Source organism: Ichthyobacterium seriolicida, from assembly GCF_002369955.1.
GTDB classification, from domain to species: Bacteria; Bacteroidota; Bacteroidia; order Flavobacteriales; family Ichthyobacteriaceae; genus Ichthyobacterium; species Ichthyobacterium seriolicida.
Map to the genome: position 1 here is coordinate 1,313,016 of NZ_AP014564.1, position 13,836 is coordinate 1,326,851.

Annotated in this window: 10 protein-coding genes and 1 tRNA gene; 6 read left to right on the plus strand and 5 right to left on the minus strand. The window is 32.0% G+C overall.

What is annotated here, in order from left to right; genetic code table 11:
* Positions 1-290: 290 nt before the first annotated feature.
* From JBKA6_RS05115 to JBKA6_RS05130, 4 genes are all read left to right on the plus strand, one after another.
* On the plus strand, positions 291-845 hold the full coding sequence (locus tag JBKA6_RS05115) for a hypothetical protein (protein ID WP_096686506.1): 555 nt from the start codon (positions 291-293) through the stop codon (positions 843-845).
* Between the two features lie 118 nt (positions 846-963).
* Entirely contained in the window at positions 964-1,548 is a 585-nt protein-coding gene (locus JBKA6_RS05120; protein WP_096686508.1) for a hypothetical protein, read from the plus strand.
* Between the two features lie 389 nt (positions 1,549-1,937).
* Complete coding sequence (locus tag JBKA6_RS05125) at positions 1,938-2,399, plus strand: hypothetical protein (RefSeq protein ID WP_096686510.1); 462 nt, start codon at positions 1,938-1,940, stop codon at positions 2,397-2,399.
* A 117-nt stretch (positions 2,400-2,516) separates the two neighbouring features.
* Positions 2,517-3,095, plus strand: coding sequence for a hypothetical protein (locus JBKA6_RS05130; RefSeq protein WP_096686512.1), 579 nt, complete (start codon positions 2,517-2,519; stop codon positions 3,093-3,095).
* A 19-nt stretch (positions 3,096-3,114) separates the two neighbouring features.
* Here JBKA6_RS05130 and JBKA6_RS05135 read toward each other — a convergent pair whose 3' ends face one another.
* Positions 3,115-5,991 carry a M16 family metallopeptidase gene (locus JBKA6_RS05135; protein ID WP_231952040.1) on the minus strand — a complete coding sequence of 959 codons (2,877 nt, stop codon included), beginning with the start codon at positions 5,989-5,991 and terminating at the stop codon, positions 3,115-3,117.
* 514 nt (positions 5,992-6,505) lie between these two features.
* On the opposite strand from JBKA6_RS05135, the gene JBKA6_RS05140 reads away from it, so the two are divergent.
* Complete coding sequence (locus JBKA6_RS05140; RefSeq protein ID WP_096686514.1) at positions 6,506-8,413, plus strand: hypothetical protein; 1,908 nt, start codon at positions 6,506-6,508, stop codon at positions 8,411-8,413.
* 351 nt (positions 8,414-8,764) lie between these two features.
* Positions 8,765-8,974 (plus strand): hypothetical protein, encoded by a 210-nt coding sequence (locus JBKA6_RS07560; protein ID WP_157776955.1) that lies wholly within the window; start codon positions 8,765-8,767, stop codon positions 8,972-8,974.
* A gap of 597 nt (positions 8,975-9,571) precedes the next feature.
* Here JBKA6_RS07560 and JBKA6_RS05145 read toward each other — a convergent pair.
* The 4 genes from JBKA6_RS05145 to JBKA6_RS05160 all read right to left on the minus strand — a co-directional run bounded on the left by JBKA6_RS05145 (position 9,572) and on the right by JBKA6_RS05160 (position 13,745).
* On the minus strand, positions 9,572-10,315 hold the full coding sequence (locus tag JBKA6_RS05145) for a DUF6602 domain-containing protein (protein ID WP_157776956.1): 744 nt from the start codon (positions 10,313-10,315) through the stop codon (positions 9,572-9,574).
* Between the two features lie 2 nt (positions 10,316-10,317).
* Positions 10,318-11,070, minus strand: coding sequence for a nucleotidyltransferase domain-containing protein (locus JBKA6_RS05150; protein WP_172843109.1), 753 nt, complete (start codon positions 11,068-11,070; stop codon positions 10,318-10,320).
* 604 nt (positions 11,071-11,674) lie between these two features.
* The gene (gene lepA, locus JBKA6_RS05155) at positions 11,675-13,468 is read right to left on the minus strand and encodes a translation elongation factor 4 (protein WP_096686520.1); all 1,794 of its coding nucleotides are present in this window, start codon (positions 13,466-13,468) and stop codon (positions 11,675-11,677) included.
* Positions 13,469-13,663: 195 nt separating this feature from the next.
* Positions 13,664-13,745 (minus strand) — tRNA-Leu (locus JBKA6_RS05160).
* Positions 13,746-13,836 lie beyond the last annotated feature (91 nt).

Below are 13,836 nucleotides of genomic sequence, written 5' to 3' on the forward strand. Positions count from 1 at the left end.
TTTTAAGATTAGCATAAAATAAAAAAGCCGTTTGGAATAAAAATTCTAAACGGCTTTTTATTAGCTCTAAACCTAAACCCGATTACTAAAAACTCTTGAATCTTTTAATTTAGGGATTAAAAGGCATTTTAATTAATCCATTTATTAATCGAACTTAGATTTCTATTCTTTATTAGAATTTGTCTAATTCTAATAGCCCTGAGTAAAATGTAATAATCTAAATATATAGCATATTAGATTAAATTTATAGACTTGATTTTCAGTCAAAGTCTTTTTTTAAAAAAACTATTATGAGAAAAATATTTTTATTTTTTGTTTTCTTATTTGTTTTTAATTCATCGATAAATGCCCAAGATAATCCTAGTAATAGTATAGATACAAAAGCTAAGAATATAATTAAAACTAATGTATTTGGCATATTAACTCCTACAAGAGACTTATCTGCCAATAGTTTTGACTTACTTCTACCACCACTTAGTTATGAAAGGGTTATAAATAATAAATTCTCCCTTTATATTGAGGTAAAGACAGAGATTCATATTCTTACTGAAAAAACTGCGATTTCTGATTATTACAATTTAAATGTAGATGTCGCTTTTAGATATTATTTGTCAGATAGTGCTCCCATAGGTGTTTATTTATCCCCTTCTTTACAGCTATATAGGGATGATTTCACAGATTTAGTTGAATTAAACTTATTATTTGGATATCAGAATATTATACCTGGTACTGATATTTATTTTGATTTGGCATTAGGAATTAAATATAGATGGGCTATACGTTATAGATATGATCGTGATCCTATTGGGCCAACGGGTTTGTTTTCTGTCGGTTATCCTTTTTAGGAATATAATTCACAAAACTAAATTTTCGGTTATTTATCGTAAACAGAATATGTTATTAATCTCACAACTCGATTATAAGGTAAGTTTTCATTCAAATTCTTTTTTTTAAAAACGTATTATGAGAAAAATATTTTTATTACTCACAGTCTTATTTATTTTTAATTCATCTATAAATGCCCAAAATAATCCTAGTGATAATGTGGAAACAAAAGCTAAAAATATAATTAAGGTTAGTGCAAGTGGTATATTATTTTCTATAGTAAAATCTTTATTTTCTAATGAGAAAATTCTAGATATAACCCCTAGATATGAAAGGGTTATAAGTGATAAATTATCTCTCAATATTGAAATACGATCTCATATTAGGATATCTGCACCTAGACTTTATGACTATTTCTATTCCTATTGGGGAGCAAATGGCGGTTTTAGATATTATTTTTCAAATAGTGCTCCTATAGGTTTTTATTTATTTCCTTCTTTAGGGTATGGGAAGATTTATGAGGAAGATAAGAAAGATAACAAGGAGAAGAGAGATTTATTAAACTCAGACTTATTAGTTGGATATCAACATATTATAACAGGCACTAGTATCTATATCGATATGGCATTAGGAATTAGATATGGAGTTGGATTTACTAAAAATGATATTTATAAATATGGTGGGGGGATGATAAACCTATTTTCCATTGGTTACGCTTTTTAAGACACTATCTCAATCTACTTTAAGCCTTCTCATAATTGAACAAATCATGTATATCAATCTCTTTTAGATTACCCAAGTTATTTTGGATAACTCATGTTTATATCGCTTTTGTATACTTATTATTAATCAAACTCAGATTTCTACTCTTTTTTATAATTTATCTATTTTTTTAATAAAATTGCAGTAAAATCTAATGATCTAAATCTATAGTATATTAAACTTATAGATTTGATTTTCACTCAAAGTCTTTTTTTAAAAACGTATTATGAGAAAAATATTTTTATTACTCGCAGTCTTTATTTGTTTTTAATTCATCTATAAATGCCCAAGATAACCACCCTACTAATAGTATAGATACAAAAGCTAAAAATATAATTAAGACTAGTGTATTGGGCATAGTATCTCCTACAAGAGGAGGATTGCCTGCCAATAGTTTTAAATTATTTATACCACCACTTAGTTATGAAAGGGTTATAAATAATAAATTCTCTCTTTATATTGAGGTAATGACAGACATTAGTATTCTTTCTGAAAAAACTACGATTTCTGATTATTACAAATTAAATGTAGATGTCGCTTTTAGATATTATTTATCAAATAGTGCTCCTATAGGTTTTTATTTATCCCCTTCTTTAGAGCTACAGGAGTATAATATCACAGATTTATTTGATTTAAACTTACTAGTTGGATATCAGAATATTATACCTAATACTAATATTTATTTTGATTTTGCATTAGGAATTAAATATAGATATAGAGCTATACGTTATTATGAAAAGTATCATTATGGAGAGTATCGTGAACGACCTATTGGGTCAACGGGTTTGTTTTCTGTCGGTTATCTTTTTTAGAAGTATAATTCACAAAACTAAATTTTCAGTTATTTATCGTAAACAGAATATGTTATTAATCTCACAACTCGATTATAAGGTAAGTTTTCATTCAAAGTCTTTTTTAAAAAACATATTATGAGAAAAATATTTTTGTTACTCACAGTCTTATTTATTTTCAATTCATTTATAAATGCCCAAAATAATCCTAGTGATAATGTGGAAATAAAAGCTAAAAACATAATTAAAGTTAATGCAGGTGGTATATTATTTTCTATAATGAACTCTTTATTTTTTGATGAGAATACTCTAAATATAACCTCTGGATATGAAAGGGTTATAAATGATAAATTATCTTTAAATATTGAAATACTAGCTGATATTAGGATGCCTAGACTTTATGATTATTTCTATTCCTATTGGGGAGCAAATGGCGGTTTTAGATATTATTTTTCAAGTGGTGCTCCTATAGGTTTTTACTTGTTTCCTTCTTTAGGGTATGGGAAGAGTTATAAGGAAGATAAGGAAGATAACAAGGAGAAGAGAGATTTATTAAACTCAGACTTACTAGTTGGATATCAAGATATTATAACGGGCACTAGTATCTATATCGATATAGCATTAGGAATTAGATATGGGGTTGGATTTAGTAAAAATAATATTTATCAATATGGTGGGGGGGTGATGAGCCTATTTTCTATTGGTTACGCTTTTTAAGACACTATCTCAATCTACTTTAGGCCTTCTCATAATTGAACAAATCATGTATATCAATCTCTTTTAGATTACCCAAGTTATTTAGATAACTCATGTTTATATCGCTTTTGTTTCCTATTACCATAATGTCGTATGAACCACTTTTAATTTGAACTTCAAAGAAATTCCTCAAATCTTCAATAGTCATGTCTTTTATTCTATCATAGATCTGCTCTGTGAGGTCTGAGCTAATGCCTAGTTTATTGAGCCTCTCGTATTCCCAAAATATATTTGATTTAGTTATGCGTTTGGATGCTACGTCCTTCAAGACAGACTCTTTTGCCGTATTGAAGCTCTTTTCAGATTCGGGCATATTGCGTATCAAATCGGTCATTGCCTCTATGGCCTGAGTCATCTTATCCGTCTGAGTGCCCACGAAAGAAACCAAATAGTTAGACTTTTGCTCATGCGAAGGATTTGAATATGCAAAATAAGCTGAGTAAGCCAATGATCTAGCTTCCCTTATCTCTTGGAACACAATAGAAGACAAGCCCATCCCGAAATAACTGTTGAACAATTTTGAAACAATCATATTATCTATGCTAAACTTTTCCCCTTTAGCCAAAAATAATATCATGCATTGCACCATATCGTATTGAGCGAAATACACATTGTTGCCTGTCTCTAACTCTAAATATTCCTTTGCCTTAGGATAATCTTTCAGCTTATTTGCATGCGATACAATATGATATTTATCTAGAACTGACAAAGTGCTGTCTACATCTTTTCCATAGTAGAAGATTCTGTGCTTATAAGACATCATGCCTTTGAATAAATCTACTAATTCACCAGGAGAAATACTCTTTAACTCATCCATACTGAAAATATCCCTCAAACTAGAATTTTCTCCATAAGTAGAATATTCTATTAAGCCTTCTATAATATCCTCTTTACTGTCTACAGAATCTTTTCTATTCTTATCTATCTTCAATACGTAATTGTCGTAATGCTCTTGATTAGGCACTAAATTGTTACAGAAGTGTTCTAACAACTCTAATCCTTTATGAAGATTTTCCTGTAATCCTGTCAATCTCAATCCCGATCTATCTTTTGAAGATATAGTACTGTATTTAATACCTATTTTATAGAACTCTTTTTTTAAGTCTTCGGGAGAATATTTATCCGTTCCTAAATACTTTGTATATCTGATGGCCAGAGGTAATTTTCTATTGTTGTTTTTTCCCATATCAAAAATGATATCTAGCTCAAATAGGTCGTTGATCTTATTATCTATATAAGACACCTCTATTGCGCTTTTGGTATATTTTTTCTGTATGGCCAAAGAATAGTCGATGAATTTTGGTTTTAGCTCTGTAGATTTTCTAGTATAAAAATCTATAGCGAAATCAGAATTGTTATCCCTGTTTAGATTTATAGGACTAACATTTGGGTTTTTAACCTTTAAAATAGATTTATCCTCGCCTTTTCTCTTAAAGACACATACGTAATTATCTCTGTAGAACTTATTTGCGAAATCTACTAACTCCTCTTTGGTTATTTTTTTTAACTCATCTAAAAAGTTGAGCTTATCGATCCATTCTCTATTGTGAATAAAGGCTTTATAGTATGCCTTAGCCAAAGATGTATTGTCTTGGTATTTCTTCATTTGAGAAACTTTTAGATCATTTACCACGGCTTCTATCATCCACTCTTCGAATTCTCCTCTCTTTAGTTTTTCAATTTGTTCTAATAACAGATCTTTTGCCTGTTGTAGTGTTTGCCCTTCTTTAGGCACGGCAAATAAGGAGTGATCGCCATAATCGTTATAGGATATATAACTACTCATGGCTTTTTGAATCAGTTGTTTTTGAATCAGATTAATATCTATTAGCCCAGCTTTTTCATTGTATAGAATCATATTGGCCAGGGTTACAAATTTTTCTTCTTCAGACTTTGCGCCTTGACAACGGAAAGCTATATGAACCTCTTGGGCACTAGGACCAAAGACCTCTTTTATAAGGGGAGCAGTAATAGCTTTTTCCTTTGGTAATTCTAGACTTAAGGCTTCACCTCTTTTAAATTGTCCGAAAGTGGCATCCACCTCCGCTATGGTCTTGTCAAAATCTAAGTCTCCAACTAATATTAGAGCCATATTATTGGGCACGTAATATTTATTAAAGTACTCGTGTATGGCTATCATAGAAGGATTTCTGAGATGCTCTGCCTTTCCAAGAGTGGTCTGTTGGCCGTAGGGATGAGTGGGAAATAATCCGCTGTATAGAGCATCTATAACTTTTCTTTCATCCATATCTTGGGCTCTGTTAAACTCTTCGTAAACGGTTTCTAACTCTGTGTGAAACAACCTCAATACTAGTTGACCAAAACGCTCGCTTTCTAAATAAAGCCAATTGTTTAGTTCGTTGGAAGGAATCTTGTTGTAGTATATGGTTTCATCTACCCAAGTATGTGCATTTGTGCCTGTGGCACCCATATGAGATATGAGTTTATCGTATTCACTCGCTATGCTGTAATTAGAAGCTTCTAAAGATACTCTATCTATCTCTTCATATATCTTGGATTTCTTTTTTGGATCACTCTCTGCCTTATGTTTTTCGTAAAGATCAGATATACGTTTCAATAATACCTTTTCTTTTTCCCAATCTAAGGTTCCTATTTTAGAGGTTCCTTTAAAGAGCATATGTTCCAAATAATGAGCTAATCCCGTATTGTCTTTAGGATCGTAACTAGATCCAGCCTTTACAGCTATATAGGTCTGTATTTTAGGTTCGTCTAGATTTTTACTCATGTATACCTTTAAGCCATTTTTCAAAGTATACAATCTCAATCGAGTAGGGTCATTGATAACAGTTTGATACTCATATCCATTAGGATCTACACTATTGTTTGTTTTCTCCACAGTATTTTGCTTTACTTGTTTATGATTTGTTATGAAAATCTGTAATATCTAAATCTTGAAAATCTTAGATTTAGCTAATTTTTTTAAAAGGATTTTTTATCTCTGTTGCTCTCTTTTTATCTGTCTATTTGTATAAGATAGTTCTTAGGTCAGCAGAGGAAAAACAGATATCACAGGGGCGCAAAAATATATATTTTTCAGTTGTTTGTAATTTCAAATTTCTCTATGTAGACTATACAATATTGACCGAGTAGCAGCTATTAAACTTATTTTTTCCAAAAACAGCTTAGTCGATTAAACTAGTTTATTATTAAAATAAATATTAACTTTAGGATCTTATGTTGTTTTCTGTCTTTTTAGATAAAAAAAACAGAACTGGTTGAATTTTTATTCTTTACTAGCATTTTTTTTTTGGAATTATTGTGGTGCAAATCACGTTTTGTTTTTTTTAAAATTTTACTTACAAAATAGAGCTTGAGTTTTTAGAAAAGTTAAACATTAAAATACAGTTATAATGAAAGCAAAATATTCTTTAAGAGCATTGTTCTCTTTTGTGTTTTTATTAGTGTTTTTTTCTTCATGTAAGAACGAGAAAAGGGAAGTAGACCTTAAGAGCTCAGAGAAATTCATTAAATCATTCAAGTTTTTAGACTCTGATAATGAAGGTAAATATGTTGGTGAGAATTTAAAGATCACTATAGATTCAATTAATTATAGAATATCCATAACTGTTGCTCATAATGCTATACTAAAAGGATTGAAACCTAAAATAGATATTTCAGACAAAGCTAGTATCTCTCCTTCGAGTGGTGAGGAAGTAGACTTTGAATTTATATTAGGTCCTAATATTTATCAAAAGATATTTAAAGTAACAGCAGAAGATGGTAGTTTTGAGAATTATACAGTAAATATTACCAAGTCTTTGTCTACCAATTTTCATATCCATTCCTTTAAATTGGTAAAGGATATAAATGGTGATAAGGGACTTATAACAGATGTACATGGAGTAATAGATTCTAATAACCTCACTATATCTTTTACACTTCCAAGCAGCACTGTGTTAACAGGTCTTAAACCTAGTATAGATGCTACTGTTGGTGTTTTAGTTAATCCAGCAGATCAATATCCTTTAGATTTTACTAGTGGTGAATCAGTAAGGTATATTGTAACAGCTCAAGATGGAGCAAAAAAGATTTATCAGGTGAGATTAATTAAGGAAGATACTCCAGTTTTGACATCTTTTACAATATCTCCTAATACTTCAAAGGGTATTTCTAGTAATGTGGTTACAACTGTCTCTAATTTGAATGATGGTACTGGTACTATTCTGTTAAAGTTTCCTAAAGAAGGCACTAATGATATTAATCTAGCTGGATTGGCTCCTACTGTTATTATTCCTGAGGGGCATAGTCTAAGTCCGACTAGTGGTTCAGTAATATCTGAAGATATAAGCAATAAAACATTTACTCTTACAAAAACTGATACAGGCTCTAAGAGAACTTATACAGTCAAAGCAGTTAAAGGGCCATATATTGAAACCTTTAAATTTACTTCCAGTGACAATACCGCAAATGGTATAACTGTTAATGACGTAACAGGAATAATTGACCACTCTGCTGGTACTATAAAGTTAGTTGTGCCTAGCACGGTCGATTTAGATCAAAATCTAACTCCTACAATCACAGTAGCGAATGCTGTAAATATTACTGGTTCTGCTCAAAGTTTTGCTTCTGCTATTACTTATACTGTAACATCTAATGATACTTCAGCTACAGATTTTACTAAGGTATATACAGTTACTGTAACTAAAGAAGCAGTGCCGCAATTGACAGTATTTACAATAGGGGCTGATACTAATAAGGGTATTCAAAATGAGGTAAGTGCTGAATTTACGCATCCCAGTAGTGATAATACTGGGATAATAAAGTTGAAATTTCCAAAGAATAATGAACATGCTTTTGATTTAACGGGATTAAGTTATACTAGTGAACCTGGGGGGGGGTATACTTTAACCCCTGCTTCTCCATTAACTGGACAAAGTATTCATGGTCAAACATTTACTCTTACAAAAACTGATACAGGCTCTAAGAGAACTTATACAGTGAAAGCAGTTAAAGGGCCTTATATTGAAACCTTTAAATTTGCTGCCGCTATTTCTTCTGGCGGAAGTTCTACTAATACAGGTATAACTGCCGATGTAACTGGGGTAATTGATCATGCTCAAAGTACTATAAAATTAGTTGTTCCTAGTGCGGTCGATTTAAATACAGCAGAGTTAACTCCTACAATCACAGTAGCGAATGCTGTAAATATTACTGGTTCTGCTCAAAGTTTTGCTTCTGCTGTTACTTTTACTATAACATCTGATGATACGTCAGTTCCTAATTTCACCAAAGAATATACTGTGACAGTAACAAAGTAGAAAGGGAAAAATCAACTGAAGTTAAGATTTCATCATTTATAATTGATAAACAAAGTGGCAGTATTGCACACTCTACTGATCATACCTTTAATGGTAAAATAATACCATACTCTTCTTTAACCTGGATTATTCATAGTCGTATGAATTTTTCGGATAGAATCTATCGCTTTATCCAGTATTTATAAGCAGTCATTGATGAACTCAGAGTTATAAATGGTATATTTTTATTCCTCATTTTTGGGGAATATCTAAAGTGGTCTAGATTTGGCTGAAACCCTTTAAAAATAACACTTTATATTCAAATTGAAATACAAACCATGAATAATCCAGGATAAGTAGTCTTCCTATGAAATGTTTTTATTACTGAAACAGAAGATAAAGAAAACAAGATTTGAAGTAGCAAAAAAATGGTTAATCAGTTCAATTAGAACATACCTTTTGAAGGTAGGAGCAACGATTAAAATTACCAAAAGGCGAATCTATTACCAGTTATCTAAATCTTTTGTTTACAAGGGGTTCGGGAAATTATTACCCAGTAGCGGTTGTTTATTTGTGAAATGAACAACCTTGGGATAGTTACGTCCTGTCGTTAAAAAACCATGTAAAAACACTAAAAAAGATCATTATCGTGCTAAAAAATGGTACAAAAAAACGACAAAGAAGAAGGATTATTTTCTATTGACAAAAAAGTTAAGGGAAAAATATCACGTCTAATCTATTTTAATATGACTATGAATAATACGGGTTAATTAAGTAATTGGTTTGGTCTCTCCAAATAGAATGGTCGTCTTTTAGATTTGATAAAACATCCAGCAACTCTCTTTCCTTGATTTCTTTGTTGATGGATTCACCTATTGCAAGTGTCATGAATTGAATTCTTATTTCGCAGCTGTAGTTTTTCGTTTCGTTTCCGCACGACTGTTTGATAAATAGCCAAAACAGATATACCAAGAAAAATACAAATGAAACCATACAATGGCGAGTACTACATATCATTATAATCGAGAAGGTTCCCTATAACAAACTCATAAATATTGGGAGCTAAGATTGAACTTCCAATTCCTATTATTGCTAAGGAAACAGTCAACCAAGCATTTCTCTGATACTTGATATTAGTCTCATACTTATCGGACTTATAATAAAATGTAATTACCATAATTAAATACTGTCAAGTGCTTTTGCATATTCATTAATATCGAGTGCTCTAACCGTTCCTATTCTTTGTAAACGGTCCAGCAGTCTTAGAAAGAAATATATCAGAGACTCTTCATCAGTGCTATGTAGCACCGAAGGGGCCTTACCATCTTCATACATCACTTCAAATCCACCGTGCTTTAAACAACATCCTATATCAATTCGGTTGTCATCAGTTGAACCACTAATCAAACTTTTTAAAGAATCTCCAAATGGTGGTTTCCACCCAGAAGACGATGTCAGCACCCCGCCAATGATGTAATTTGGTGGTTTCGGATTTGGGATATCTCCGCCAGCTTGTACTATAGGAACAGAAGTTCTTTTGAGTGAACGCACTGAATTTATCTTCTGTTGGGCGTATTCAAAATTACCTTTGTCCAATTCTGGCTTGATTTCAAATACTGCATAAACACTTTCTGCGGGTATAAAAATGGCTGTATCTTGATTGAATACAAAAGGTGAATATTGTTGGTCATATATAACTAAATCAATTTGTTCGCTTACATTCCCTTCGTGGTCAATAATGAATGCTTGGTCGACTTCGTATCTGCTCGGAAGATATAATTTAAGCCAGTCTATCCAATTAACCTCAGCAGCTGCCCCTTTAGTAGGTGCATGGTCCAAAACGTCCTTATCTGTGTTCAACCTTGTAAGCATTTGTTTTTGCAGATTGTGGAATATATCTTTCAAGTTCTTTTGTGTGCTCATCTTTACCAAATTATATTTGACCAATATTGTTTTGACAAGCTGTTAGTAGCCGCATTCTTAAGAGTAGTTTTTTCTGCTTTCGTAAGCATGCTTGAAATTGAATTTGCTGTGTTTGATGGGTCTGTAAAGGCTGCCGTTTCAATTGAATCTCTAATAAATTCAAGTACTGCCAAGAAATTGTTTGCCAAATCTCCCTTCTTTTTATTTTTCAATGCTCTTAAAACCAATAGCTCTATATATAAAGAGGGGAAATCCAACTCGTGACACTCTCTCCAAATCTTAGTTGCTAAAATTTCTTCCACCCTGCCAGAACCAGTAACCAGGTTAATGTGATTTTTAACATTTGTCTTTGTCCAAGAGTCTTTTTTACGAACGTATAAGGTATGATAGTTTGTGTTGCCAACACAATTCTTGGCTGGAACTAAATCTATATGCAAACCATTATCTTGAATACCAATAGAAACGTTCTGTCTTCTTGTGAAGTAACCATTCTGTTTAAATATATTATATAAGGAGTCATAAATCTTCTTCAGCGTTTCAGAAGTATCTGATTTCAACGAGATAAACAAGTCACAATCAGCCCTTCCGTGAATTGCCGTGCCTTTCGCAGTTGAACCCGATAAAGTAATACTGGAAAGCATTGTGTCTGCCCAGTCGCGGATTATACTTTTCACTTGGGTTAATCGTATATCCAAGATTAAAATACTTGCGGCTTTTCGCTTTTTGATAACGCCTTTAATGTATTTATCTGACATCATACCATCAATTTTTCAAGTTTGTATTTAGTTCTTTTTCCAATTGGGATAGAGCTTTTTAGACACTGTTTCTTAAAGAGTGCAAAGCTACCTTTTAATTTTCTTCATTTTTAATTTTTATTTTGTTTGGCAGAGAAGCCTTACTTAAAGAGAGCTAAAACGATTTAAATTCCTAAGTGGAGCCTTTCATTCAAAAGGCAGCTAAAACAGCTTTAATTATTGCAAATAGGGGTGATTTTGCACTCCTATTTTAACCTGGATTATTCATAGTCATATGAATTTTTCAGATTAAAAGTATTGTCTTATTCAGTATTTCTAAGGAATTATCCATCTAACTCTGTTTATAAACAATGTATTTTTATTCCTCATTTTTGGGGAATATCTAAAGTGGTCTAGATTTCGTTAAAACCCTTTAAAATTAACACCTCATATCAAATATTGAAATAAAACCATGAATAATCCGGGTTAATGTTTATAAATTCACATTTTCCTAAAGAAACCGTTTAGAAAAAGAAATAACTTGGGTGGTGGATTTTTCGATAGAAAAATAACGACCAGAATCCTTATTTATACACTTTATGGGATAGTGTCTGAACTCTATCTTTCAACTATCTAACTTCAATACTGCCAAAAACGCTTGTTGTGGAATTTCTACATTACCCACCTGCCTCATCCTTTTCTTTCCTTTCTTTTGTTTTTCTAGTAGCTTTCTCTTTCTGGTAATATCTCCTCCATAACATTTAGCCGTTACATCTTTACGCAAAGCCTTAACTGTTTCTCTAGCTATGATTTTAGCTCCTATACTGGCTTGTATTGCAATGTCAAATTGCTGACGAGGGATTAATTCTCTCAACTTATTACACATCTTCTTTCCTATGTTATAAGCATTATCTCTATGTATTAATGCAGATAAAGCATCAACATTATCACCATTTATAAGAATATTTAATTTTATCAGGTTAGACTCTCTAAACCCTGTAGGAGAATAATCAAAAGAAGCATATCCCTTAGATACTGTTTTTAACTTATCATAAAAATCAAATACGATTTCTGCCAATGGCATATCTAAATTCAATTCTACTCTGTTTTTAGTCAAATACACTTGATTTTTCAACTCTCCCCGCTTGGATATACATAAATTTATTATAGATCCTATATACTCGGATTGAGTTATTATAGAAGCACTTATATAAGGTTCTTCTATCCTATCTATCTTAGTTACATCGGGTAAATCCGAAGGGTTATTTATTATTAAAATATCACCTGTCTTTTTATCATAAGACCTATAAGATACATTGGGAACTGTAGTTATTACAGTCATATTATACTCTCTACTCAAACGTTCTTGAATAATTTCTAAGTGTAACATGCCTAAAAATCCACATCTAAATCCAAAGCCCAATGCTGCAGAGGATTCTGGAGAGAAACTAAGAGAAGCATCGTTTAACTGCAGCTTAAACATAGAAGCTTTCAAATCTTCATAATCATCTGTGTCTACTGGGTAGATTCCTGCAAAAACCATCGGTTTTACATTTTCAAAGCCCTCTATGGGCTCATCCGAAGGATTTGATTCTAGAGTTATGGTATCTCCAACTTTTATCTCTCGAGCGTCTTTTATTCCAGATATTAGATAACCTACATCACCCGTTTTTATTTCATCTTTTGGAACTTGATGTAATTTTAAAGTTCCAACTTCATCAGCTCCATATACTTTTCCAGTAGCCATGAATTTTATCTTATCTCCCTTTTTTATGAAACCATTCATAACCCTAAAGTATACTTCTATACCCCTAAAAGAATTATAAACTGAATCAAAAATTAAGGCTTGAAGTTTGCCTTTGGGGTCGCCTACAGGTGCTGGGATTTTTTCTATTACCTCTTTTAACACTCTATCTATGCCTATGCCGTCTTTTGCACTGACAGATATTATATCATCTTTGTCACAACCTATTAAATCGATTATATCGTCTTTTACCTCTTCTATATTTGCGCTTGGTAGGTCTATTTTATTGAGTACAGGTATGATCTCTAGATTATTATCTAAGGCCAGATATAAATTAGAAATAGTCTGAGCCTGTATGCTCTGAGTGGCATCTACAACTAACAAGACCCCCTCACAAGCAATTATAGATCTAGAAACTTCGTAAGAAAAATCTACATGACCTGGGGTATCTATTAAATTTAATATGTAATTTTTACCTTCATAAGTGTGGTCCATCTGTATGGCATGACTTTTTATGGTGATGCCTCTTTCTCTTTCCAAGTCCATATTATCCAATAATTGATCTTTTCTATCTCTACTCGATACAGTAGAAGTGAACTCTAATAACCTATCGGCTAAAGTGCTTTTGCCGTGATCTATATGCGCTATGATACAGAAATTCCTTATGTTGGTCATTTATTGATAATTATCGATTCTTTTTTGAAGGTATATTGAAAAGATGCCCAAGAGGCCACACGTCAAAGTTAAAATCACTTTGAAAAAAATATTTGTCATCACTTATAAATAGAACAACTCCATTATGGTGATTTTTCAAACAAGAACAATACTCAAATAAGTATTGTTTTAAACAAACTAATGCGTAAAGTAAAGTACCCAGAGCCGGGATCGAACCGGCATGGATTTCTCCACTGGTGTTTGAGACCAGCGCGTCTACCAATTCCGCCATCTGGGCATTAGAAAAAATCTCGACAAAGATAATATTACTACGTGAAAAATAATATACTATCACAGATTTTTTTTCGTTTACCTCAAATCATATTAAA